Raw genomic sequence first — 23068 nt, 5'->3', positions numbered from 1 at the left:
GAAGCCCGCGTACTGGACGTACTTGGCTTCCGCCCGGTGCGGCGAGAGCGCGTGCCAGGCGTCGCGGGGCAGACGGGAGTTTGACGACAGGCCCTAGGGCCTGTCAGTGCTTCGGGCACTGCTTCCAGGAGAAGTGGTACTTGCTGTTGATGCTGCCGTCCGTCGAGTCGAGGGCCATGAAGCTGATCTTCGACGGGTCGGAGGTGCCCACCTCGGCGCGCAGCTCGGTGTTGATGTTGAAGTTGCGCTGTTCCCCGCAGGGCGCGAAGACCAGGGCCTCGATGCCCGTGGTGTCGGTCGCCTGCCAGTTGTCGTCGAGCGCGCCCGGGAACTTGTGGCTGCGCTGGGCGGTCTGGCTCATGCCCTGGAAGTAGTAGGAGGCCTTCTGCGTGCCGACCGCGCCCGGCTGGAGGCTGCCGAAGCCCCGGTAGTCGACCTGGGCCACGGCGTAGGTGAAGCCCTGCGGGACGTGCACGATCAGGGACAGGAGGCAGTTCTTGCGGCCCTCGACGGCGGAGATGCCTCCGCCGGCCTGGGCGACGTACTCGCTGTAGGTGACGGTGAAGGCCGAGTTGTCCGGTGCCACGGCGACGGTGGCGCTGCCCGGCCGGCAGCCCGATCCGTTCACGGTGGCGACGTCGACGGTCACCTTGTCGGAGGGGGCCAGGCCGGCGGGGGCCGAGGCCGAGGCGCCGGCCGAGGGGCTGAGCGTGACGAGAGCTGCGGTCACGGCGGCTGCGGTGAATCCGGTACGGAGCGACTTGATCACGTCGACATGGATAGCGCTCCGCGGCGGGCGCGGGGGCTCGGCGCGGTCGACGGACGGTCCGCTCTCACCTCTATGGCCGCAGGGCGTGACGCCGTGTCACCCCCTGCGTGCCGCTACCGGAAGCAGACCAGCGCCGCGTGCCCGGAGATGTCCATGTAGTCGAGGAAGTCGCCCATCACCAGCACCGCGTCGTACCGCTCCAGCGAAAGGTCGGGGGCACGCCCCACCCGGACGGTGGCACCCCCCTCCAGGGCGGCCACCAGAAGGGTCTCGTCCGTCACGACGGCGCGCGAGAGCCGGCCCCGCACGACGGCGGTCTCCGCCTTCACCGCGCCCCGGCGGTACATCACGTTGAAGTTGACGACGGGGCCCGACAGCAGCCGGCAGTCGGTCGGCTCGTCCCCGGGGAAGTCCTGTGGGGCGAACCGCTCGTCCACGAGCCGCCGTTCTCCCCCGACCACGAGGTCCATGCCCGCGCCTTCGGCCAGGGTGAGGGTGCGGTCGATCCCGGGGAAGGCCGAGAACGGCCCGTCCGCGGCGACTTCGGCGAGGCTCGCCCGCCACAGGAAGTCGTCCATCCCGGCACCGTCGGGGAAGGCGGCGATCTCCCGGGTGACTCCCCCGCCGTTCTTCCAGACGGCGGCGGTGCGACCGGCCGCGCGCAGGATCCGGACCTGGGCGCCGCTCCTCACGCCCGCGCCCCCGCCAGCCGCTCGCGCAGCTCGTCGTCATCGGCGACGAACCAGCTCTGGGTGCCGCGGTTGCACTCGCGGACGAAGTCGCGCAGCGCCGAACTGGCCTCGGTGTGGCGGGAGATGTCGCCGAGGACGATGATCCCCACGCGGTACTGGACGAACTTCTGGATGATCGCCCCGGCGACCCGGGTGCTCAGCCGGAAGAACGACTCGTCGAAGCGCCCGACGGGGATGACGACCCACTCGGCGCCCTGGTATCCCGCGTTTCCTATGTAGTCCAGGGCCTCGCGTTCGCCAGCGATGGGCTCGCCCTCGGCCTCGCACATCAGCACCGGCACGTCGTTGATCGTCCGCAGAGTACTCATGGGAGTCGAGGCTACTTCAGGCGTGCTTCTCCATGGTGGGCCGCAGCCGTTCCAGCAGGGCGTAGAGGGTCGCGCTCTCGGCCTCGTCGAGGGTGTCCAGGGCGCCGTGCGTCGCCTGCATCTCCTCCCGTACGCGTCGGATGACCTCGCGGCCCGCTTCGGTGGCCACCACGTTCTTCACGCGGCGGTCGGTGGGGGCCGGCTCGCGGCGCACCAGCTCGCGGGCCTCCAGGCGGTCGACGATGCCGGTCACGTTCGACGCGTCGCACACCAGCAGCGCGGCCAGGCCGCGCATGGGCACGGGGCCGTCGAGCTGGGCGAGGACCCGGGCCTGGGTGGAGGTGAGGCCGTGGCGGGCGGCGGCGGCCGCGAAGTCCCGCCACTGGGCGGTGCCGATGGCGGCGAGCAGTTCCAGCAGTTGGAGCTTGGCGGGGGCGTGCGGTGCGGCGGTGTCGCTCATGCCTGGAGCGTACTCAGGATGCTTCACATTATCAATTGTTTACTTGACCACCTGAACTATTGAGGTCTACCTTCGGTCGAGTTACTTGAAGACATCAAACATCTGCACCCTGAAGCTCCCGAGAAGGACCCGCCCGCCATGAGCACCCCCTCCCCCGCCGCCCCGGCCACCGGGCACAGGAACGAGACGGTCATCGTCTTCGCCCTGAGCCTGGCCGCCATGGTCGTGTCGATGATGCAGACCCTGCCGGTCCCGATCCTGGGCCTCATCCGCGCCGACCTCGGCGCCTCGACCGCCGGCGTGAGCTGGGTCACCACCGCCACCCTGCTCTCGGCGGCCGTGTTCACCCCGCTCCTGGGCCGCTTCGGCGACCAGCACGGCAAGAAGCCGACCCTGGTGGCCGTGCTCGCCGTCATGGTCGCCGGCTCCGTGATCGCCGCGCTGGCCTCCTCGCTGCCGCTGCTGATCCTGGGCCGGGTCCTCCAGGGAGCCGCCACCGCGATCTTCCCGCTGGCGCTGTCCGTGCTGCGCGAAGAGGTCCGGCCGCAGAAGCTTCCGGGCGCGATGGCGCTGGTCAGCGGCACGCTCGCGTTCGGCAGCGGTCTCGCGCTCGTCGCCACCGGTCTGCTGACCTCCGGCTCCGGCGCCGACTACCGCAACGCCTTCTGGATGGCGACCGGCTTCGCGGTCATCGCCCTGCTCGCCGTGCTCTTCCTGGTCCCCGCGACCCGCCACAAGACGGGCGGACGCACCGACTTCCTCGGCGCGCTGACCCTCGGCATCACGCTGCTGCTGCTCCTGCTCCCGATCTCCCAGGGCCACGAGTGGGGCTGGACCTCCGGCCGCACGCTGGGCAGCTTCGCCGGCGCCGCCGTCATGGCCGCCGTCTGGGTGCTGACCGAGCTCAAGGTCCGCGAGCCCCTGGTCGACATGCGGATGTTCGTCCACCGCCCGGTGCTGATGGCCAACCTGGCCGGCATCCTCGTCGGGTTCGGCATGTTCGCCAACTTCCTGGGCGTCTCCTACCTCGTCCAGATGCCCGAGGCCCTCACCGGCTACGGCTTCGGCGCGTCGATCCTGCGCGCGTCCGTCCAGTTCCTGCTGCCCGGCGCGATCGTCTCGCTGCTCGCCTCCCCGCTCGGCGGCCAACTGGTCCGCCACCGCGGTCCGCGCGTGGCACTGGGTCTGGCCGCCGCGCTCGGCGCCGCCGGGTTCGCCTGGCTGGCCCTCGACCACGCCCACACCGCCTCGGTGATCGGCGCCGGTCTCGTCGTGGGCGCGGCCGTGAGCTTCGGCTACGCCGCCATGCCCGCCGTGATCATGGCGAGCGTCCCGCACCACCAGAGCGGCATCGCCAACGGCATCAACTCGATCTCCCGCTCGACGGGCAGCGCCATCGGCAGCGCGATCGTCACCACGATCCTGGCCTCGAAGACCATCGAGCACCTGCCCGCCGGGGTGCCCCCGCTGCCCGCCGAGTCCGGCTTCACCCTCACCTTCGGGATCGGGGCCGTGGCCTTCGCCCTCGTCGCGCTGATCGGTTGGCTCGGCCTGCGCGGCAACCGGGGCACGGTGGCGACCGGGTCGGTCCCGCCGCCCGCCGAGGCCGGCGCCGCGGGCTCGCCGGAGTCCGAGAAGGCCTCCGCGACCGCCTGAGCCGCCACGGCCGGCCCGCCGCGTGTCGCGCACGGCGGGTCGGCCGTCCGGCCCCGCATGGTGGGTGCATGAAGGCTACGGAGGTCATCACCGACGCGTTCGTACGCATCCGGGAGCTCGTCCACGAGGTCGTGGGCGGGCTCCCCGCGCGATCGCTCAACGCGCAGGTCGATCCGGCCGCGAACTCGATCACCTGGCTGGTCTGGCACCTGACCCGGATCCAGGACGACCACATCGCCGACGCGGCGGACCTGGAGCAGGTCTGGCGGTCCCAGGACTGGGCGGCCCGGTTCGCCCTTCCCCTGCCCGCGGACTCGACCGGGTACGGGCACACCGCCCGCCAGGTCGCCTCGGTCCGGGTCGACTCGGGCGAGCTGCTCCTCGGCTACCACGACGCGGTGCACGAACAGACCCTCCGCTTCGTCCGCGGCCTCACCGCCGCCGATCTGGAGCGGGTGGTGGACGAGCGCTGGGACCCGCCGGTCACCCTGGGCGTCCGCCTGGTGAGCGTGCTGGGCGACGACTGGCAGCACGCGGGCCAGGCGGCCTTCGTACGGGGCCTGCTGGAGCACCGCGGCTGACATTCCAGACCCGCCGGCGTTTGAGGCGCGGGGGTCCGGGGGCGGAGCCCCCGGCAGCGGCGCCGCACCGGATCGCCGGGCCGCGCCACACGCACGAGGGCCGGCGCTCGATCCGAGCACCGGCCCTGCGCGGCGTTACGCGCCGCTCGCGTCGAGCATGCCCTCGCGCTCGACGATCTTCACTCGCTCGCGGCCCTGCGGCTCGCCCAGCGCCTTCTCGGCGGCGTCCAGCTTGTACCAGCCGTCCCAGGTCGTGTAGCGCACGCTCCGCTCGGCGAGGAAGGCCTCGACGGCCTCCGGCTCCGGCGCCTCGGGGACGCTCAGGCGGCCCTCCGCGTGGTCGGCCAGCAGGTTGGCGACGGTCTCGTTCGCGTCGCCCTTCGTGTGGCCGATCAGACCGATCGGTCCGCGCCGGATCCAGCCGGTCACGTACGTCGACGGCAGGTGGCCGCCGGCCTCCATGACACGGCCGCCCTCGTCCGGGACGGTTCCCGACTCGGCGTCCCAGGGGAGCTTCGGCAGCTCGTCGGAGAGGTAGCCCACGGCCCGGTAGACCGACTGGACGTCCCAGTCGGTGAACCGGCCGGTGCCCTTGACGTTGCCCGTGCCGTCGAGCTCGGTGCGCTCGGTGCGCAGGCCCACGACCTTGCCGTCCTCGCCGAGCACCTCGGTGGGCGACTCGAAGAAGTGCAGGTACAGCTTGTGCGGGCGCTCGCCGGCGTCGCGGATCGCCCAGTTCTCCAGGGTCTTGGCGACCATGTCGGTCTGCTTGTTCTTGCGGCGCTCGGCGATCGAGCCGTCGTCGTAGTCGATGTCCTCGGGGTTGACGATGACCTCGATGTTCGGCGAGTGGTCCAGCTCGCGCAGCTCCATCGGGCTGAACTTGGCCTGGGCCGGACCGCGGCGGCCGAAGACGTGCACCTCCAGGGCCTTGTTCGCCTTGAGGCCGTCGTACACGTTGGCCGGGATCTCGGTCGGCAGCAGTTCGTCGGCCGTCTTGGCGAGGATGCGCGCGACGTCGAGGGCGACGTTGCCGACGCCCAGCACGGCGACCTTCTCGGCCTCCAGCGGCCAGGTGCGCGGGACGTCGGGGTGGCCGTCGTACCAGGAGACGAAGTCGGCTGCGCCGTAGGAGCCGGCGAGGTCGACGCCCGGGATGGGGAGCGCGCGGTCGGCGGTGGCACCCGTGGAGAAGATCACGGCGTCGTAGAAGGAGCGCAGCTCGTCGAGGCCGATGTCGTTCGGGTAGTCGACGTTCCCGAAGAGCCGGACCTGGGGCTTGTCGAGCACCTGGTGCAGGGCCGTGATGATGCCCTTGATCCGGGGGTGGTCCGGCGCGACCCCGTAACGGATCAGGCCGAACGGTGCGGGCATCCGCTCGAAGAGGTCGATGGACACGCCCGGTTCCGCGGCGGTCTCGGACTTCAGCAGGGCGTCGGCGGCGTATATGCCGGCGGGTCCGGCACCGACGATCGCTACTCGCAGAGGGCGAGGCATGGCAATGGTTCCCTTCGAGCGACAGCACGGTGGATCATGCTGAACCCTAAACGAAGGTCAGCCTTACCTTGCACCCGGTGTCGACTTATGCCCCCATAACCAAATCTTATGGCCGACCCAAGCGGCCCTTTGGGAGTGCCGTCGACCTGCCACGAGACGGCCCTCCCCCGCGAACTCGCTGGTCAGCGCGGATCCGGACTGACAGACTGAATTCGCTTGATCACTCCAGGAGGACACATGGCAGACGAGACCCAGACCCCGCCGGACGAATCCCCGGCGGAGGCGGCCAAGCGCAAGTTCCGGGAGGCCCTGGACCGCAACGCCGCCAATGCCCGGTCCCAGCAGGCGCACCAGAACCTCGCGAAGGTCCAGGGTGCCGGCAGCGGCGGAGGCGGCAAGAACAAGAAGGTCCGCCGCAAGACCGGCTGAGCCCGTAACGCAGGAGCCCACGCCGGGTGGTCCGGTGTGCCGAATGGGCCACCCGGGTGATGGGGGATAACTCCTGGCGCCGTCGACAGTTGATCAGCCTGTCCCGCCGAGGGCAGCTATCTCATGCGACAGTGCGACAGAAGAAGGATCCCCGACATGTTCAAGAAGCTCATGGCATCCGCCGCGGTCACCGCCTCCGTCCTGGGTGCCGGTGCCGCCGTAGCCACCCCGGCGATGGCGATCGGCAACGACAACGGCGTCAACACCGTGAACGGCAACGGCGCCTCGCAGGTCTTCGGCAACCAGGAGACCCAGGGCGCGATGAGCCCGCAGGCGAGCCTGGTCCAGGGCTCCCTCAACAAGCTCTGCGTCGGCCTCCCCGCCAAGATCAACGCCCAGTCCGTCCTCGCGCTCGTCAACGTGGGCGTCCAGGACATCCCGATCGCGTCCAACCCGCAGAACCAGCAGTGCGCCGAGAACTCCACCCAGGCCAAGGGTGACGAGACCGCCTCGCACATCCTCAGCAACATCCCGGTGCTGTCCGGCAACCTCTCCGCCGGCAGCTGACCCTCCCGGTCGGACACCGGCAACGCGCCGGCGTGGCACTCGCTACGCCGGCGCGTTCCGTTTGGTCAGGGCGGTGGCCAGCTGGGCCCGGGAACGCACGTCGAGCTTCTGGTAGATGCGGGTCAGCCGGGCCTCCACCGTCTTGACGCTGACGAACAGCTTCGCCGCGGCCTCCTGGTTGCTGGCCCCCTGGCTGACGAGGAGCGCGAGCCGGGCCTCCGCCTCGGTGAGGGCCTGGGCCGCCGCCGATTCCGTACGGGTGCCGTCGCCGCCCGCGGGTTCACCGGCGAGCTCGGTCCACGGGGTGGCCCCGGCCCGGCCGAACACCTCGGCCGCCGCCATCAGCGCGGCCCGGGCGGGTGCGCGCCGACGGCGGCGCCGCTCGACGCGGGCGAGGGCCAGGAGCGTCCTGCCCCGCTCCAGCGGCAGTCCGAGGGCTTCGAACCGCTGCGCGGTGGTCTCCAGCAGGTGGACCGCCGCGTCGGCCTCGCCCTGCGCGGACAGGCACAGGCCGCGCGCCCGGTCGAGGGCGGCGACGACCCCGCCCCGGCCGAGGCCGACGGCGACGGTGCGCACGCGGTCCGTCAACCGGGCCGCCTCCGCGGGGGCGTCGGCGGCGACCAGGGCCTCGGCGAGTTCCCCGTGCCAGCGCAGGATCGAGGGGTCGGCCACCTTCTGGGCGGCTTCGAGTTCCTCGACCCGGCGCAGGGTGGCGACGGCCTTCGCCGCCTCTCCCGTGGCCAGTTCGACGAGGCCGAGCGCGTGGAGGCTGCGGGAGAGGAAGACCTGGTCCCGTTCCTCCCGCGAGGCCTGGATGCCGCGGCGGGCGTAACCGGCGGCCCGCGCGAAACTGCCGCCCCCGGCCTCCGCCATCGCGGCGAGGTACCAGGCGGGGCCCGGCGAGAGGCCCGCCTCTATGGTCAGTTCGAGGGCCTGACGGGCGCGCAGGGACGCGGCCCCGCAGCGTCCGCCGCGCAGTTCCACCTCGGCGAGGCTGCGCAGCACCTCGAAGACGTCCTCGGCGGATCCCGTGGCCTGGACGGCCGGGAGCAGGACCATCAGCCGGCGGCGGGCGTCGTCGAGGCTGTCGTCGAAGAGGGCGTGCCGTACGGCGAGGTACTGGGGCGCGTTGCGCATGCCGAGCGGGACTTCGGGGGCGGGCAGCGCGAGCGCCTCGGCGAGGATCGCCTCGGCGCCCGGGTCGCCGAGGATGCGGCCCATGCGGGCCCGCACCGTCAGGGCCATGGCCTCGGCGACCTGGTCGCCGCCGAGCGCGGCGAGGGCTCCGGCCCGGGCCGCGGCGTCGCGGGAGCGGACGGGGTCGCCGTCGCTGAGATTGTGCTTCCAGGCCATGCGCAGTTGGACGGCGGCCTGGAGCGAGGGGTTGCCCGCGGCGTCGGCCATGGCGTACGCGAAGGTCTCGTCGAGGGTGCCGAGGGCCTGTCCGGCGGCGTCTATGACGGCGAGCCGGGCGCGCACCCGGTCGGCGGGCGAGGCGTCGCGGGCGAGTACGGCCCGGGTGGCGCGGTGGGCGAGGTCGGCGCGGCCGGCCCAGCCCGCGTCCTCGGCGGCGGCGACGAGACGGGCGAGTTCCTCGCCGGCCAGGCAGGACGGGGTGCGTTCGGCGGCGAGCAGGCCCAGTTCGGCCGCGAGGGCCCGCCGGCCGAGGCGCCGGCAGACGTCCGCGGCCTCGGTGATCTCGGCGGCGAGCCACTGGTCGGGGGCGTCCACGGCGAGCGCGCGGTGGCGCACGGCCTGGACGGGGTCGTCGACGGCGTCGGCCAGGGCCGCGTGTCCGGCGGCGCGTTCGGGCCATCCCGCGTCCGCGGCGAGCGCGGTGGGCAGGGCGCCGGCTGTGAACTCGACGCCGCCGTCCTCCCCGACCCTCACCAGTGCGGCCCGTTCCGCGGCGGCCAGCTCCGCCTCCGCGTCGGGGCGTCCGGCGCGGCGCAGCAGGGCGGTGGTGGGGCGGGCGGCGAGGGCGGCCAGGAGCAGGGTGCGGCGGGCCTCGGCGGGGACTCCGGCGAGCAGCCTGCGGGCCACTTCCCGGGCCTGCCCGGAGACGGGCAGGGCATCGGCGTGGTGCGCGCCGCCGTCGCGGGCGCCGGCGGATTCGGCGAAGGAGTGGCCGAGGGCGAGGGCGAGGCGCGGATTGCCGCCACTGGCCTGGTGGATGCGGCCGGCGAGGCGGGCCGGCAGGCCGTGGCGGACGAGGAGTTCGGCGACCTCGTCCGCGCCGAGCGGCGGGATCCGGATCGCGGGGGTGTCCGGGCCGCAGAGGGGTTCGCCGACGGGGGCGCCGTTCCGGGGCTGCTCGGCGACGAGGACCCGTACGCCGGGCGGGGTGAGGCGCAGCGCGAAGCGGAGCAGGTCGGTGCTCTCGGCGTCCATCCACTGGGCGTTGTCCAGGACGAGCAGGACCGGGTGGCGGGCGGCGAGCGTGCGCAGCACCTCGACGACGGCGAGGCGCAGGGCGACGTGGTCGCGGCCGACGCGCGGGGCTTCCGCCTCGCGGCACAGCAGGGCGATGGCGGTGCGTTGCGGCCCGGCGAGCTGTTCGAGCCCGGACCCCGGCACGGAGGCGAGCAGGGCCGCGGCGGAGGCCTCGGGTATCCGCTGGTCGCCCGCTTCGGGCGCGAGCCGCAGTACCGTCTCGCGGCGCGCTTCGGCCGCGGCCGCGACGGCGCGCACCAGTTCCGTCTTGCCCGCGCCGGCGGGTCCGGTGACGAGCGCCCGGCCGTGCGTGGTCAGCGCGCGGTCGACCGCCTTGATGAGTTCAACGTGTCCGACACTTGTGTCAGCGTGCCCCGCCGCCACCACGCACCGCCACCAGCCTCTCGGTCCCCAGCTCCTGTGCCTTTCCTGTGAGACGCGACAATACGAGGTCACAGGGCGGGCGGGCCCCGATTGTGACGCAGAATTCAGTCGGCCGGCCGGAAAAACCGTCGGACCCGCCGATACGAGGAGTATCAGCAGGTCCGACGGGTTCACTTGGTCCGTACTATCGCCCCGTCAGGCCGAGTTGGGGGGCTCGGCGCGAAGGGCGGTCCGGGCTCGGTCAGAAGCCGAGGTTCCAGGAGTCGATCTTGCCGGTGTCGCCGGCGGCGTTGTCGTTGACCCGGAGCTTCCAGGTGCCGTTGGCGACCTCGGAGGAGGCGTTGACGGTGTAGACCTGGTTGATGTTGTCGGTGCTGCCGCCGGCCCGGTTGTGCAGGGTGTAGACGCTGCCGTCGGGGGCGACCAGGTCGACCTTGAGGTCACCGATGTAGGTGTGGAGGATGTTGACGCCCACCTTGAGCGCGGCCGGGGCGTTGCCGGTGACACCGCTGACGGTGATCGGGCTCTCCACGGTGGCGTTGTCGGCGATCGTGTAGTCCGTGGTGTTCTCGAAGCCCGAGGTGGGCGGGACCGAGGTCGCAGCGGCGACGGTCTTGGCCGCGTCGGCGAGGCCGGTGCCGCAGCCGCCGGTGCAGGTGCCGGCCAGCGGGCGGGCGTTGTCCTTGATGAGGGTCTCGATCTGCGCCGGGGTCAGCGCGGGGTTCGCCGACTTCACGAGGGCGGCGAGGCCCGCGATGTGCGGGGCGGCCATGCTGGTGCCCTGGTACGGCTTGTAGATCTCGGCGCCCGGGGTGGTGGTGCCGGCGTTCAGCGTCGAGAGGATGCCGTTCTCGGGGGTGGTGACGGTGCCGGGCGTGTCGGTGCCGCGGCGGGTCTCACCGCCCGGGGCGGCGACGTCGATGATGGCGCCGTAGTTGGAGTAGAACGAGCGGTCGCCGGTCCGGTTGGTGGAGGCGACGTTGATCACGTTGTTGCAGCTGGCCGGCGAGAAGTTCGCCGCGTCCGCGTTGCTGTTGCCGGCGGCGACGACGACGGTCGTACCGCGGGCGACGGCCGCGTTGATGGCGTTCTGGTAGGTGGAGCTGCAGGCACCGGAGCCGCCGAGGCTCATGTTGATGACCTTGGCCGGGGTGGCGTTGGCCGGGATGCCCGCGACGCTGCCGCCGGAGGCCCAGGTGATGGCGTCGACGATGTCCGAGGTCGCGCCGCCGCACTTGCCGAGCACGCGGACGGGCTGGATCTTCGCGCCGTACGCGATGCCCGCGACGCCCTTGGAGTTGTTCGTGGCGGCCGCGATGGTGCCCGCGACGTGGGTGCCGTGCCAGGAGGAGTTGCTGGCCGTGGAGCCGGTGCCGCACTCGCCGGCCGCGCTCCAGTCGCCCTGGTCGGACGGGTCGTTGTCACGGCCGTTGCCGTCACGGGCGGCGGTGGAGTTGGTGATGAAGTCGTAGCCCGCGACGATGTTGGGGGCGACGTCCGAGTGGGCCACGTAGCCGGTGTCGATCACGGCGACGGTGACGCCGGAGCCGGTGGCCTTGTCCCAGGCGGCGGGAACGTTCATGCCGGCGGTGGGCTCGAAGAGGTCCCACTGCTTGGCGTACTCGGTGTCGTTCGGGGTGACGGCCATCGGGTAGGCCCGGGCGTCCACCTCGACGTACGCGACGTCCGGGTCGGCGCGGAACTGGGCCATCACGTCGGCGGCGTCCTTGGGCGCGACGGTGCCGCCGAGGTTCACGAGGGCGGCGCCGGTGCCGAGGCGGCGGTCGAACTTCGCCTTCTTGCCGGCCTTCTTCCCCTTGGCCGTGGCGTCGGCGGCGGCAGCGGTGTTGGAACTGGCCTCGGAGGCCGAAGCCTTGTATCCGACGATGAGGTTCTCCACCGGCGCGGTGCCGGCCGCGGCGGCGGCGGGGGCTCCGGCGGGGGTCTCGACGGCCACGGACGCGGTCGCGGTACCGGCGAGCAGGGTGACGGAGATGGCCGCCACGGATATGAGCCTACGACGTCTGGATGCGTGCACAGTGTTCCCTTTCACGGGCCGTTCCGGGCAGGCCGGAGCGGCCGGTCGGTGCAATGTGGGAGGTGAACCGGCGGCTGCGGGGCCGGGAGCGAGCTGGTCTGACTCGCCCCGGCCGCCACCGCGCGCCACGTCGCTCCGGCCTCGACGGCGGGGCAGGGCAACGGCGGTACCGACGGTTCGCCGGGCGGCGCGGATTCACGCCATGTGGGGTTGGCGTGGGGTCCGACCGGCCCGGGGAAGATCGCCGATGGGCAGACAGTAGGCAACAGGCTGATGAACCGGATACGGGGAAAACCCTTGTCGGGCCCCCGGAGATCCCCCGTGCCGGATATTAGGCGCAGGGTTGCGGGGGAGGTTCGGCGGGGTGTACCCCGGTTGGGCCTCGGGTGGGCCGGTGCGGCGTTATCAGCGGGGACCGGCCAGTTTGCGGAAGTACGTCCAGCTCGTCTCGTTCGGCTCGGTCCACTTCTCCGGGGCCCGGGCGAACTCCGGGTGGCGGGCCGCGATGTAGGCGCGGGTGCGTTCGGGCACCTCGTCGTACGAGCCGAGTTTGCGGCCCCGGCAGTGGAAGGTGAGGCCGCCGGGCCGCGGGCCCTGTTCCATCCAGGGCAGCCACGGGGACATCCGCGTCCACGACAGGGTGGCGGGCACGCTCGGCGCGTCGGTGGTCGTCACGCTCGCCGGGGCGAAGTACTGGAAGAGCTCCAGCGCCCGGTAGGTGTCGTCCCCGGAGTTCAGCGGGAACTCGGCGACCGGCAGCGGCGAGGGATAGGCCAGCGGGATCTCCAGGCTGAAGCAGACCTGGTCGCCGAGGTCGGTCATGGGGACGGGGAACGGCCGCAGCCGCAGGTTCGCCGGGTCGTTCCAGACGTGGACGACCCTTTTGTCCTCCCAGGTCTCCATGATCTCCCTGGTCAGCAGGTCCAGGTAGAACGCGGCTTCCCGGTTCAGCAGTTGCCAGCCCCCGGTCTCCTCGTCGGGCAGGAGGCGGGCGACGCTGACCCCTTCGAAACCGAAGAGGCGCCGGTACGGCTCCCCCGGGGCCCACGAGTGGACGTCCCCGGACCACCAGAGGGTGACCTCGGAGCCGTCGAGTGACGCGCGCGTGCGGGCGAGGGCGTTCACGAGCTCGGCAGGTGTCATGGGACGTACTGTGCGCATCCGGCCGGCCGCGGGACAAGAACGCCCCGGGGCCGCGCCCGGCATGTGGATGCCAGGTTGACGGCGCCGGCGCCACCGGCAACCGTGACGACCATGGGGAACGAACGCCGACTGCTCCTTCTCGCCATCTGCCTGGTGCTGGGCGGCGGCGGGCTGCTCGCGGTCCTGCTGGGCGCCTCGGGAACGTCCGGTCCGCGGCCCGGGCACGGTTCGGCCGGGCCGGCGCCCACCGACTACGTGGACATCGGGGACGTTTCCCCCTCCTCCGGCCCCGCTCCGACCACCGGGCCCGACGGCTCGGCGGGCTCGGTGACCGTGGAGTGCGGGCACAACGGGGAAGACCACTACAACGAGGACAACCTGGTGGTCTCACCCGGGTTGCGGGCCGGCGCCCACCACACGCACGCGTACGTCGGGAACCTCTCCGCGGACGCGATGTCCACCGACGCCTCCCTGGACGCGGCCGCCACCAGCTGCGCGGGCGGCGACCGGTCCACGTACTACTGGCCCGTCCTGCGCCGCACCGACCGTCCCGGCACCCGTCCGTTCGAGACCTCGGCGGGTCACGGCAACGCCGGCGAAATCCTCCCGGAGGCCTCGGTCCGGGTGGAGTTCCGCGGGAACCCGGTGAGCAAGGTGGTTCCGATGCCCCGGTTCCTGCGCGGGATGACGGGCGACGCCGTGGCCTTCACCGCGGGCACCGACGCCGACGTCCGGGCCCGCTGGGGTTGTTCCGGCTCCCCCGACCGCTCCACCACCCGCTACCCGCGTTGCCCGGCCGGTGACCTCGTCACCCGCACCCTCGCCTTCCCGAGCTGCTGGAACGGGCTGGACACGGCGAGCGCAGGTCACCGCTCGCACCTGCGGTTCCCGGAGGCGGGCGGCGACTGCCCGCGCGGCACCTTCCCCGTCCCCGGACTGCGTCTCACCCTCGCCTACGAGGTGCCCGCGGGCGCGGCGATCGCCCTCGACTCCTTCCCCGAGCAGCGGCACAGCCCCAGGACGGACCACGCCATGTTCGTGAACGCGATGACCGACGCGCAGATGGCCGGAGTCGTCGACTGCCTCAACACGGGCCGCGACTGCCGCACCTGAGCGGAGGCGAGTGACCCACATCACCTGAACCGCTCGCGCGCGGGCCGCGTGTTCCGACCGCACGACGAAGCGAGGAAGACGGAGAGGGTGTTATGGCCGGACCACTGTGGCCCCGCACTCGGCGGGGCTCGACCGACGAGGCACTGATCAAGTCGGTGTACGAGGAGCACGGCCACGCCCTGCTCGCGTACGCCACGAGGCTGACCGGGGACCGGGCCGCCGCCGAGGACGTGGTCCAGGAGACCCTCATCCGCGCCTGGCGGCATTCCGAAGTACTGGTCAACGGAAAGGGTTCGGTGCGCGGCTGGCTGCTCACCGTGGCCCGCAACATCATCACCGACCGCTACCGGGCCAAGGCCGCCCGGCCGCCGGAGGTCTCCGGGGCTTCGGCCGCTCCCCCGGTGGAGGCGGACCACGCCGAATCCGTGGTGGACACCATGACGGTCCTCGGTGCCCTCGACCGGCTGTCCCCGGAGCACCGGGACGTGCTGACGGTGCTGTACTACCGGCAGCTGAGCGTCGCGGAGGCCGCCGACCGCCTCGGCATCCCGGCCGGTACGGTCAAATCGCGTGCGCATTACGCGCTCAAGGCCCTGCGCGAGCTCTTCGTCGACGGCGGCGCGAGGGACGACGGTTTCAGAGACGGCAAACGATCGGGCAGGCCGCCCCAGCAGCCCGCCGGACTGCGTGAGGTGGTGGCATGAACGGGCAGCGGCACGAGGAGGAACTCCTCGGCCCGTACGTCCTCGGCGTACTGGACGAAGAGGACGTCCGCCGGGTCGAGGAGCACATGAGCGGATGCGTGGGGTGCCGGGAGGAGGTGGCCGCGTTGAGGGAGATGGAGGCGGCGCTGGGCGAGGTGCCCGGGGAGGCGTTCCTGGACGGGCCACCGCAGGGCGGGGACCTGCTGCTCCAGCGCACGCTGCGGCAGATGCGCGGCGAACTGGAGGGCAGGCGGCGCCGACGCACCGGGCTCGTGGCCGTGGCCGCGGCGGCCTCGCTGGCCGCGGTGTTCTGGGCCGGTACGCAACTCGGCTCCGGCGACGAGGGGGCACTGGCGGTGCCGCCGCCGCCGTCCCCGACGGTGACGACGGCCCCTCCGGCTCACGTTCCCGGGACGAAGGTGGCCTCCGCGACCGATCCGGGCACCGGGGCGCGCATCACCGTGACGATGACTCCCGCGATGAAGTGGGTGCGCCTGAACGCGGCCGTCACGGGAGTGCCGCCGGGCGAGCGGTGCCGACTGGTCGTGATCGCCAAGGACGGCACGCGCACCACCGCCGGTGGCTGGGTCGTGGGCAGCGCTTCGGGCGGCGAGGGCAAGGGCGCGTCGCTGGACGGCTCGGCGGCCGTGGACCCGGCGAACGTGAAGCAGATCCTCGTCGAGAACGAGGCGGGCCGCGCGTTCGTCTCCGTGCCGGTCTGAGGGGCACGGCGCGGCGGGCGCGACGGGGCGGGCCTGACGGAGCCCGGGAGCTTGTCCAGCTCCCGGGCTCCTGTGTGCCGCCCGACAACACAGGGGCAGGCCCGGACCGATCATCACATTGCGGTTCATGACATCCTGTGGCGTCACAACTCGCCGGACGGGATCGGCGGACGTCCGGGGAATATGGGGAAGGTCCATGAGGCTCTGCTTCCTGGTGGAGGAGCACTACCGCCATGACGGCATGCCGAACGAGGTGATCCGGCAACTCACCGCGTGGGGCCACCGGGTCGACGTGGTGCGGCCGGGCGGTTCCTTGCTGCGCGTGAGCGAGGCGGTCGACGCGGGGGCGCACGACGCCTGGGTGCTGAAGACGGTCTCCGGCGGGCCCGGACTGACCCTCCTGGAGGCGGCGGCCGCGGCCGGGGCGACCACGGTCAACGACGCCCGCTCGATCCGGGGGGTACGGGACAAGGCGCTGGCCGCCGCCGTCGGGCGCGGCAAGGGGCTTCCGCTGCCGGTCACCTACGCGGTGGCCCTCCCCGAACTGCTGCGGGAGATACCGGACGCGGAGTACCCCCTCGTCGTCAAGCCCGCCGACGGCAGCTCCGGGCGGGGCGTGCACCTGGTGTCCTCGCCGGACCGGCTGGAGGCGATGCTCCCCGTGCTCGCGGGCGAGGGCATGCTCATCGCCCAGCCGTACGTACCCAATCGCGGCACGGACATCAAGGTGTACGGGGTCGGCGGCGAGCTGTTCGCCACCGAACGCTGTTCCCCGCTGAACCCGGACCCCTCGGTGCGGGAGCGGCGCGTACCGCTGTCGGCGGAGGTGGCGGCGATCGCCGCACGGGTGGGAGAGGTGTACGGGCTCGATCTGTACGGGGTCGACGTGCTGCTGGGCCCGGACGGGCCGGTCGTGGTCGACGTGAACGACTTCCCGAGCTTCCGTCAGGTGCCGGACGCACCGGCTCGCGTGGCCGCGGCGGTACTGGAGCTGGCGCGGGCGGGCTCGGCCCACGCCCCGGCCGTGTCGTACCCCCCGCCCGTGTCGATCCCGGTACAGACGGCGCCGGCACAGGCCCCGTCGGGGCAGGTCTCCGCCCGGGCGGGGGAAAGCGCGTGAGGATCGGCCTGATCACACCGGAGCCCGGACATCCGCTGCTCGCGGCCACCACCGCCCTGCTGGCACCCGAGCACACGGTCGAGGTGCTCGCCCCGGACGCGGCTCCCGACCGACCGGCCGACGTGTACCTGCTGAAGTCGCGTACCGAGCCGGCGCTGGAGCTCGCCCGCGAGCTGGAGCGCCGGGGCTCGGCCGTGGTCAACTCCGCCGCGGCCACCGCGCTGTGCCAGGACCGGACCCGGATGGCGGAGCTCGCCCTGGGGGCCGGGCTGCCCTTCGCCACCACCTGGACCCACGCATCGCTCTCGGCGTGGGCGTCCGAGGCCGCGCTGCCCTCCCCCGTCGTGGTCAAGAGCCGGCGCAGCCGCCGGGGCGACCTGGTGGCCCGGGTGGACGACGGCGCACAACTGCGGCAGTTGGCCCTGGACTGGCCTCACGAGCCGGTCGTGGTGCAGGAGTTCGCCCCCAACAACGGCTGGGACCACAAGCTCTGGGCGATCGGGGACCAGGTCTTCTGCGCTCTGCGCCGTTCCGAGCTCGCCCCCGGGGGCCGGGGCCCCACCCGGCCGCTGCCCCTGGACGAACTGCCCGCCGGATGGGCCGATCTGGTGCGGGAGACCGGCGCGGTGTTCGACCTGGAGGTGTACGGGGTGGACATCATCGACGTCGGCGACGGCAAGCCGCTGATCGTGGACGTCAACGCCTTCCCCGGCATCCGCGGCCAGGCCGGCGCCCCCGAGGCCCTGGCGTCGCTCGCCCTGCGCCGCGCGACCGGACGGACCCGCGCCACCCGATAGCCGGGGGTGTCGCGGGCCGTGACCGGCGCCGGGATGGCCGAGGATCGGGGCATGGGCGTCGTCCTGCCGGTCCTCTGCGCGCTGTTCGCGGCGTTCTCCAACGCGCTGGCCACCGTGCTCCAGCGGCGGGCCGCCCTCACGGTGCCGCAGAGCGAGGGCTTCCGTTTCGGCCTGATCCTGGACCTGCTGCGGCGCCCGCTGTGGATCGGCGGGATCCTCGCGGTCATCGCGGCCGGGGTCGGCCAGGCCGTGGCACTGGGCACCGGCGCGCTCGCTCTCGTACAGCCCCTGTTCGTACTGGAACTCCCGCTGGCCCTGCTGATCGCCTCGCTGTTCACCCGCCGACGGCTGCCGGGTGCCCTGTGGCTGGCGGTCGCGATCCTGGTCGTCGGGCTCGGCATCGCGATGGCGGCCGCCTCGCCCCAGGGGAACCGTACGCACGTCCCCTTCGATCGGTGGGTCCTGGCCCTGGCCGCGTGCGCGGCGGCCGTCACCGCGCTGGCCGCGGCCGGGCTTCGGCGCCCGCCGGGCCGGGCGCGAGCCGGATGCCTGGGCGCCGCCACGGCCGTCTGCTACGCGCTCACGGCGGCCCTGATGAAGTCCTCCGTGCACCTCCTGGACGAGGGGGGCCTGGTCGCGTTCCTGACCGCCTGGGAGACGTACGCCTTCGGCGCGACCGGCATCTGCGCCCTGCTGCTGCTCGAACACGCCATGCAGGGCGGCCCGCTGGTCGCCTCCCAGCCGGCGCTGACCCTCGGCGACGCGAGCGTCAGCGTGGCGCTGGGCGTGCTGCTGTACGAGGAACACCTCCGCTCGCAGTGGTGGCTGCTCCCCCAACTCCTGGGCGTGGCCCTGATCTGCGCGGGAGTCCTGGCCGTTGCCCGCGCGGGCGAGGGCGCGCCGTGACGCCGCGCTGGCGTGTAGCCGACGCCCACAGTTGTACACGTTCACTGCCGGGGGGCGACATGGTCGCGGACGGTCCCGGCATGGCGAGAGTGTTCCGGCGCATGGGGCGGTTCGTCGGGCCGTACCGCGGATTGCACACCGCGGGTTGGGTGCTGACCCATCCGCTGTTCGGCTTCGCCGCGGACTTCTCGTCCGGGCCTACATGGGCAACGGGATGGTGGTGCCGGCGACACTGGGCGGGGTGACGATGCCGGTGACGCTGTGCGCGGCGCTGAACCACACCCGGATGCCGATCGAGAAGTTCCGGTGGCGGCTCTGGTTCACCATGGCGGGGTTCACCGTGCCGCTGTGGCTGTCGATCCGGTTCGCTCCGCCGGCGTTCTTCGAGTGCGTCGTCGCGGCCCTGTTCACCGCGAGGATGCCGGCGCCGCTGGCACCCGAGAACTGGACGGCCGAGCCGCAGTGACGTGCGGGGCCGGCTGAACGCGCGCGCTCGGCCGGGCGGCCTGCGTGGCACCCCCGCGCGGTCGGGGTCGGGCGTGCGGCGGGGTGCCCTGACGGGGCGTCGAACGCCGGTGCCCTGCGGGGCGGCCCCACTTGGCACCCCCGCGCCGTCGAGGTCGGGCGTGCGGCGGGGTGCCCTGGCGGGGCGTCGAACGCCGGTGCCCTGCGGGGCGGCCCCACTTGGCACCCCCGCGCCGTCGAGGTCGGGCGTGCGGCGGGTGCCCCCGCAGGGCGTCGAACGCGACCCCTCCGTGCTTGCCGGTGCCGCTGCCCGTTCGACGCCCGAGGAGGTGCCCCGGCGCGTGCCCGACCCCGACGGCCCACCGTGCCGCCCGGGCCCGGCCGGGGTGCCGCTGCGCGGAGCCGTCCCCTGCCCGCCCTTCCACCGTTCCCCGGGCTCCGCCCGGGTCCGGGGCGACGGGAAGCGACGGGGGAAGCTGCGGGAAAGCGACAGGGCAAGCCGTGGCGGTCCGGTTCAGGGCGCCGGGATCCGTACGCGGACGGACTTCCCGGTCGCATCGGCGGTGACGGTGAGCCCGCCGCCCAGCTCGGCGGTCAGCAGCTGCACGAGCAGCAGTCCCCGCCCGTCCTCGGATTCCGCGTCGGGTTCCACCCGGGGCGACGGCAGTCGGGGCAGCGCGGCGCCCTGGTCGGCGACCTCCAGGCGGAACCAGCCCCCGCCGCAGCTCAGGCCGATGCGCATACGCCCGGCGCCCGAGTGCCGGACGACGTTGCCGACGAGCTCGCTCACCGCCAGCAGCAGGGCGTCGGCCGTGTCGGCGGGGACCGTCCAGCCGTCGAGGACGGTCCGCACACGGGCTCTGACCTGCGGAACGTGCGCCGCGACGGGGTCCGAAACCCAGTGGACGAAGCTGCGGACCGTCTGGGGCGCGGAAATCGCGCAGCTGCCGGTGGTGAGGTGCATGACGTGCTCCCGGGGTGGGAAGGCGCCGCAGCCGCTGGGTTTGGCTCGTGCAACTGATCTCGAAGCCCGAACATGCCGGGGCTTGTGGTCAGCGGAAATGCGTCGCTAGAGTCCTTGATTACACGTGTAACACGCTACGCACACGCCGTCGGACCACGCAAGCATTTCGGACAAACGTTATGAAACCCGAAACCTGCCCCGTCCGCCGGACCCACCCGCATCGGATCCGCACGGGATCCGCATTGGAAGGGCCGCAATGACCCAATCCCCTCCGGCCGCGTTCGACACCGCCGACATGGCCGACATGACCTGGCCGCCGCCCCCGTTCCAGAAGCCCGTACCCCCCGTGACCGGCACGGACGGCGTCCGGCGCTTCGACGGGATCACGTACGCCACGACCCCCGGCTACCGCCCCCGGCTGCTCGACGTCCAGGTCCCGGCCGGTGAAGGCCCGTTCCCCGCCGTGGTCTGGATCCACGGCGGCGGCTGGCTCGACGGCGACCGCCGTTACCCGCCGCCGACCGTGCCCGCCGCGCTGCTGCACGGCGCGGTGCTGGGGGCGGGCCTCGCGCTCGTCTCCATCGACTACCGGCACAGCCTGGAGGCGCCCTTCCCGGCCCAGCTGCACGACGTGAAGGCCGCCATCCGCTACGTCCGCCACTTCGCCGGCGACCTCGGCATCGACCCGGACCGCGTCGGGGTCTGGGGCGAGTCGGCGGGCGGCCACCTGGCCGCCCTGGCCGGGCTCGTCGGCCCCGGCAGCCCGGACGGCCCGGCGATGGAGGGCGCGCACGGCGTCGGCTCCGGCGACACCGGAGTGCTGGCCGTCGTCGACTGGTACGGGGTCTCCGACGTGGTCGCCCTCTCCAGCCACCCCATGCCGGCGATGCCGACGGAGGTCGAGTTCCCCAATCCGTACGAGGCCCTGCTGGGCGCCACGGTGGACGAGCGCCCCGACCTGGCGCGGGCCGCGAGCCCGGTGACGTACGCGCAGGGCTCGAACCCGCCGCCGTTCCTGCTGGTGCACGGCACCCGGGACGGCCTGGTCCCGTACAGCCAGAGCGAGGCCCTCGCCGTGGAGCTGACGCGCGCCGGGGGCGAGGTCACCCTGAGGCCCGTCGACGGCGCGGACCACATCTTCATCGGCTCGCCCGACATCGTCGCGATCGTCGACGAGAGCGTGGCCTTCCTGGCCGGGCACCTCGGCGCCCAGGCCTGACAGCCGGCCCCGGCACTCCAGGGCGGGGGTGCGGCCAGGGCCTGATCCGAACGACAGGCCCGAGGACCGCGCCCCCGCCTTCCCCTCACCCCCGAACGGCACACAGCACACCCGGCTCGCGGCCGTCGCCGCGGCCGCGAGAGGCAGTCATGTCCAGCATTCCCGCCACCGTCCCCACCACCAGACCCAGCGGCCGAGAGGCGGCGCGCAGCAGTGGCGTCCTCGTCCTGGCCCTCGTCCTCCTCGGGGCCGCCGGGCTGGCGGCGCTCGTCGTCCGCTCGGACGTCACGAATCCGCCCTTCCAGGGGCTGGACGACCGGTGGCTGACGTGGATGGGCGGTCCGCACGACGGGGTCTACGAGGTCCTGGCCTCGGCCCTGAACCTGTTCGGCGGCCCCGTCGGCATCGTCGTCCCGCTCGCCCTCCTCACCTTCCTGCTGGTGCGCGGGCGGTGGACGTCGGTCGGTTTCCTGCTCACCGTGTACCTCGGCGGCAACCTGCTCGTCGTGCAGGCGCTCAAGTACCTGGTGGACCGTCCCCGTCCGGCGAACCCGCTGGTCCGCGTCGACCACGGCTCCTTCCCGTCCGGCCACGCGGCCACGGCGGCGCTGCTGGTGGTGGCCGCCGGCGTGCTGCTCGTCCCGTTGGCCCGCCGCCGGGCGTGGTGGCTCGGGGGCGCGGTCTTCACCCTCGCCATGATGTGGAGCCGGACCTGGCTGCACGCGCACTGGATCAGCGACACCGTCGCGGGAGCGGCCGCCGGCGCGGGGGCCGGTCTGTTGGCCTGGTGGATCTTCCAGCCCGCGCTCGCCCGGGAGCACGCACGTGGTCACGACCGTCGGGGGGCGGCCGTGGACACGGACTGACCGGGCAGCGGCCGGCCTGTCGGCGGCACCTCCGCCGACGGGCCGGCCGCTCAGGACGTGCCGTTCAGGACGTTCCGTTCAGGACATGTCGCTCAGGATGTGCCGCGGTGCACGAGGACGGCTTCCACCGGCGGGACCTCGGGCGCCGTGCCCGATTCGACGAGTTCGTGGACCGTGTCCGCGATCAGCGCGGGCGACGGCAGTTCGAGCCGGATCGTGGTCAGCGGGGGCTGCTGGAGGCTGGAGAGGACCAGGTCGTCGGAGCCGACCACCGCGACGTCCTCCGGTACGGCGATGCCCTCGGCCCGCAGCGCGTGCATGAGCAGCGTCGCGTACTCGTCGTTGTAGGCGAAGACCGCGTCCAGGCCGAGGCTCCGCCAGCGGCGGGCGACGGCCGTCGCCGATTCGGTCGTGTACGCGAGCTCCACGGGGGTGACGGTGGCCATGTGGCGGGCCGCGACCGACTCGGCTCCCGCGAGGCGGGGCTGGGCGAGGGTGCCGAGGCCGCGCTCCATGGGCATGACCACGCCGATCCTGGTCCTGCCCCGGGCGATGAGGTGTTCGGCGGCCGTGGCGCCGATGTCGGCCCCCTCCAGGCCGATGGTGTGCACGCCCGCGACGGGGCGGGCCGCGAACGCCAGCAGACCGCGGACGCCGGCGCGGGCCAGGAGTTCGGCCGCCTGGGGCGTGAACCGGTCCCCGTCGAGGGCGACGACGGCCGCCGGGCGCAGTTCGGCCCAGGCCCGGGCGGCGTCCAGGGGGTCGGCGAAGCGGCCCGCGTGCAGCACGGCCGTGTAGCCGTGGCGGTCGAGCTCGCTGTGCAGTTCGTCGACCCAGTCGCTGACGAGGCGGCCGATCGCGGAGATCGACGAGGGCATCAGGACCAGGTTGCTGCGGCCGGCCCGCAGGGAGCGGGCGGCCGCGTGCGGGACGTAGCCGAGCTGCTTGGCCGCGTCGAGCACGCGGGCGCGGGTGTTCGCGCTGACCCGGTGGCCCTGGGTGTCGTTCAGGACGAAGGAGACGGTGGCCCGGGACACCCCTGCGAGACGGGCCACGTCCGCACTGGTGATGGACGCGGGGACCTGCGTGTCTTTGGCCATGACGTCCCTCGACGATCCTCTTGCCGCTCGTGTGCCGCTCGCTCCGACCTTTCCCTGTCAGGTTACACGAGTTAC

23 protein-coding genes are annotated in these 23068 nt (G+C 73.1%); 13 read left to right on the top strand and 10 right to left on the bottom strand.

Going from position 1 to position 23068, the window contains the following annotated elements; translation table 11 throughout:
- Nucleotides 1-103 precede the first annotated feature (103 nt).
- From ACFYYJ_RS16190 to ACFYYJ_RS16175, 4 genes are all read right to left on the bottom strand, one after another.
- Nucleotides 104-769 (bottom strand): DUF4360 domain-containing protein, encoded by a 666-nt coding sequence (locus tag ACFYYJ_RS16190; protein ID WP_385358530.1) that lies wholly within the window; start codon nt 767-769, stop codon nt 104-106.
- Between the two features lie 113 nt (nt 770-882).
- Nucleotides 883-1461 carry a HutD family protein gene (locus ACFYYJ_RS16185; RefSeq protein ID WP_385131123.1) on the bottom strand — a complete coding sequence of 193 codons (579 nt, stop codon included), beginning with the start codon at nt 1459-1461 and terminating at the stop codon, nt 883-885.
- The gene (locus tag ACFYYJ_RS16180) at nt 1458-1829 is read right to left on the bottom strand and encodes a DUF4180 domain-containing protein (RefSeq protein ID WP_385131126.1); all 372 of its coding nucleotides are present in this window, start codon (nt 1827-1829) and stop codon (nt 1458-1460) included. The genes ACFYYJ_RS16185 and ACFYYJ_RS16180 overlap by 4 nt, the downstream gene beginning before the upstream one ends.
- A gap of 16 nt (nt 1830-1845) precedes the next feature.
- Nucleotides 1846-2289 (bottom strand): MarR family winged helix-turn-helix transcriptional regulator, encoded by a 444-nt coding sequence (locus ACFYYJ_RS16175; protein ID WP_389132744.1) that lies wholly within the window; start codon nt 2287-2289, stop codon nt 1846-1848.
- A 138-nt stretch (nt 2290-2427) separates the two neighbouring features.
- Between ACFYYJ_RS16175 and ACFYYJ_RS16170 the strand changes: the two genes are divergently transcribed.
- On the top strand, nt 2428-3945 hold the full coding sequence (locus ACFYYJ_RS16170; protein WP_389132741.1) for an MFS transporter: 1518 nt from the start codon (nt 2428-2430) through the stop codon (nt 3943-3945).
- Between the two features lie 68 nt (nt 3946-4013).
- A complete protein-coding gene (locus ACFYYJ_RS16165; RefSeq protein WP_389132739.1) occupies nt 4014-4526 on the top strand; it encodes a DinB family protein in 513 nt (170 codons plus the stop codon).
- A 135-nt stretch (nt 4527-4661) separates the two neighbouring features.
- Here the strand turns inward: ACFYYJ_RS16165 and ACFYYJ_RS16160 are convergent, their stop codons facing one another.
- A complete protein-coding gene (locus tag ACFYYJ_RS16160) occupies nt 4662-6023 on the bottom strand; it encodes an FAD-dependent oxidoreductase (protein ID WP_389132736.1) in 1362 nt (453 codons plus the stop codon).
- A 237-nt stretch (nt 6024-6260) separates the two neighbouring features.
- On the opposite strand from ACFYYJ_RS16160, the gene ACFYYJ_RS16155 reads away from it, so the two are divergent.
- Both ACFYYJ_RS16155 and ACFYYJ_RS16150 read left to right on the top strand, forming a co-directional pair.
- A complete protein-coding gene (locus tag ACFYYJ_RS16155; protein ID WP_385131140.1) occupies nt 6261-6452 on the top strand; it encodes a DUF5302 domain-containing protein in 192 nt (63 codons plus the stop codon).
- A gap of 156 nt (nt 6453-6608) precedes the next feature.
- Nucleotides 6609-7019 (top strand): rodlin, encoded by a 411-nt coding sequence (locus tag ACFYYJ_RS16150; protein WP_385131143.1) that lies wholly within the window; start codon nt 6609-6611, stop codon nt 7017-7019.
- Between the two features lie 42 nt (nt 7020-7061).
- Here the strand turns inward: ACFYYJ_RS16150 and ACFYYJ_RS16145 are convergent, their stop codons facing one another.
- The 3 genes from ACFYYJ_RS16145 to ACFYYJ_RS16135 form a co-directional block, all read right to left on the bottom strand.
- On the bottom strand, nt 7062-9839 hold the full coding sequence (locus ACFYYJ_RS16145; RefSeq protein WP_385358542.1) for an AAA family ATPase: 2778 nt from the start codon (nt 9837-9839) through the stop codon (nt 7062-7064).
- 238 nt (nt 9840-10077) lie between these two features.
- Nucleotides 10078-11841, bottom strand: coding sequence for a S8 family serine peptidase (locus tag ACFYYJ_RS16140; RefSeq protein ID WP_385131149.1), 1764 nt, complete (start codon nt 11839-11841; stop codon nt 10078-10080).
- 438 nt (nt 11842-12279) lie between these two features.
- Nucleotides 12280-13017, bottom strand: coding sequence for a DUF1838 family protein (locus ACFYYJ_RS16135; RefSeq protein WP_389132731.1), 738 nt, complete (start codon nt 13015-13017; stop codon nt 12280-12282).
- A gap of 111 nt (nt 13018-13128) precedes the next feature.
- Here ACFYYJ_RS16135 and ACFYYJ_RS16130 point away from each other — a divergent pair, with 111 nt between their 5' ends.
- The 7 genes from ACFYYJ_RS16130 to ACFYYJ_RS16100 all read left to right on the top strand — a co-directional run bounded on the left by ACFYYJ_RS16130 (nt 13129) and on the right by ACFYYJ_RS16100 (nt 18845).
- Nucleotides 13129-14130: a DUF1996 domain-containing protein gene (locus ACFYYJ_RS16130; protein WP_389132728.1), complete on the top strand. Its 1002-nt coding sequence runs from the start codon at nt 13129-13131 to the stop codon at nt 14128-14130.
- Between the two features lie 92 nt (nt 14131-14222).
- The gene (locus tag ACFYYJ_RS16125) at nt 14223-14834 is read left to right on the top strand and encodes a sigma-70 family RNA polymerase sigma factor (RefSeq protein WP_385131156.1); all 612 of its coding nucleotides are present in this window, start codon (nt 14223-14225) and stop codon (nt 14832-14834) included.
- Nucleotides 14831-15556: an anti-sigma factor family protein gene (locus ACFYYJ_RS16120; protein WP_389132724.1), complete on the top strand. Its 726-nt coding sequence runs from the start codon at nt 14831-14833 to the stop codon at nt 15554-15556. The genes ACFYYJ_RS16125 and ACFYYJ_RS16120 overlap by 4 nt, the downstream gene beginning before the upstream one ends.
- Nucleotides 15557-15752: 196 nt before the next feature.
- Entirely contained in the window at nt 15753-16676 is a 924-nt protein-coding gene (locus ACFYYJ_RS16115; RefSeq protein WP_389132721.1) for a RimK family alpha-L-glutamate ligase, read from the top strand.
- Nucleotides 16673-17473 (top strand): RimK family alpha-L-glutamate ligase, encoded by an 801-nt coding sequence (locus ACFYYJ_RS16110; protein ID WP_389132718.1) that lies wholly within the window; start codon nt 16673-16675, stop codon nt 17471-17473. The genes ACFYYJ_RS16115 and ACFYYJ_RS16110 overlap by 4 nt, the downstream gene beginning before the upstream one ends.
- Nucleotides 17474-17524: 51 nt before the next feature.
- Nucleotides 17525-18379 carry a DMT family transporter gene (locus tag ACFYYJ_RS16105; protein WP_385131168.1) on the top strand — a complete coding sequence of 285 codons (855 nt, stop codon included), beginning with the start codon at nt 17525-17527 and terminating at the stop codon, nt 18377-18379.
- Between the two features lie 241 nt (nt 18380-18620).
- A complete protein-coding gene (locus ACFYYJ_RS16100) occupies nt 18621-18845 on the top strand; it encodes a hypothetical protein (protein WP_385358558.1) in 225 nt (74 codons plus the stop codon).
- A 513-nt stretch (nt 18846-19358) separates the two neighbouring features.
- Here ACFYYJ_RS16100 and ACFYYJ_RS16095 read toward each other — a convergent pair.
- The gene (locus ACFYYJ_RS16095; RefSeq protein ID WP_389132715.1) at nt 19359-19808 is read right to left on the bottom strand and encodes an ATP-binding protein; all 450 of its coding nucleotides are present in this window, start codon (nt 19806-19808) and stop codon (nt 19359-19361) included.
- Nucleotides 19809-20064: 256 nt separating this feature from the next.
- Between ACFYYJ_RS16095 and ACFYYJ_RS16090 the strand changes: the two genes are divergently transcribed.
- Both ACFYYJ_RS16090 and ACFYYJ_RS16085 read left to right on the top strand, forming a co-directional pair.
- The gene (locus ACFYYJ_RS16090; RefSeq protein ID WP_389132712.1) at nt 20065-21027 is read left to right on the top strand and encodes an alpha/beta hydrolase fold domain-containing protein; all 963 of its coding nucleotides are present in this window, start codon (nt 20065-20067) and stop codon (nt 21025-21027) included.
- Between the two features lie 149 nt (nt 21028-21176).
- Nucleotides 21177-21893 carry a phosphatase PAP2 family protein gene (locus tag ACFYYJ_RS16085; protein WP_389132709.1) on the top strand — a complete coding sequence of 239 codons (717 nt, stop codon included), beginning with the start codon at nt 21177-21179 and terminating at the stop codon, nt 21891-21893.
- A gap of 92 nt (nt 21894-21985) precedes the next feature.
- Here the strand turns inward: ACFYYJ_RS16085 and ACFYYJ_RS16080 are convergent, their stop codons facing one another.
- The gene (locus ACFYYJ_RS16080) at nt 21986-22993 is read right to left on the bottom strand and encodes a LacI family DNA-binding transcriptional regulator (RefSeq protein WP_389132706.1); all 1008 of its coding nucleotides are present in this window, start codon (nt 22991-22993) and stop codon (nt 21986-21988) included.
- Nucleotides 22994-23068: the final 75 nt, after the last annotated feature.

It is taken from the genome of Streptomyces sp. NPDC002467 (assembly GCF_042889825.1).
In the GTDB taxonomy this organism is placed as follows: Bacteria; Actinomycetota; Actinomycetes; order Streptomycetales; family Streptomycetaceae; genus Streptomyces.
This window is presented reverse-complemented; position numbering and strand designations above follow the sequence as displayed.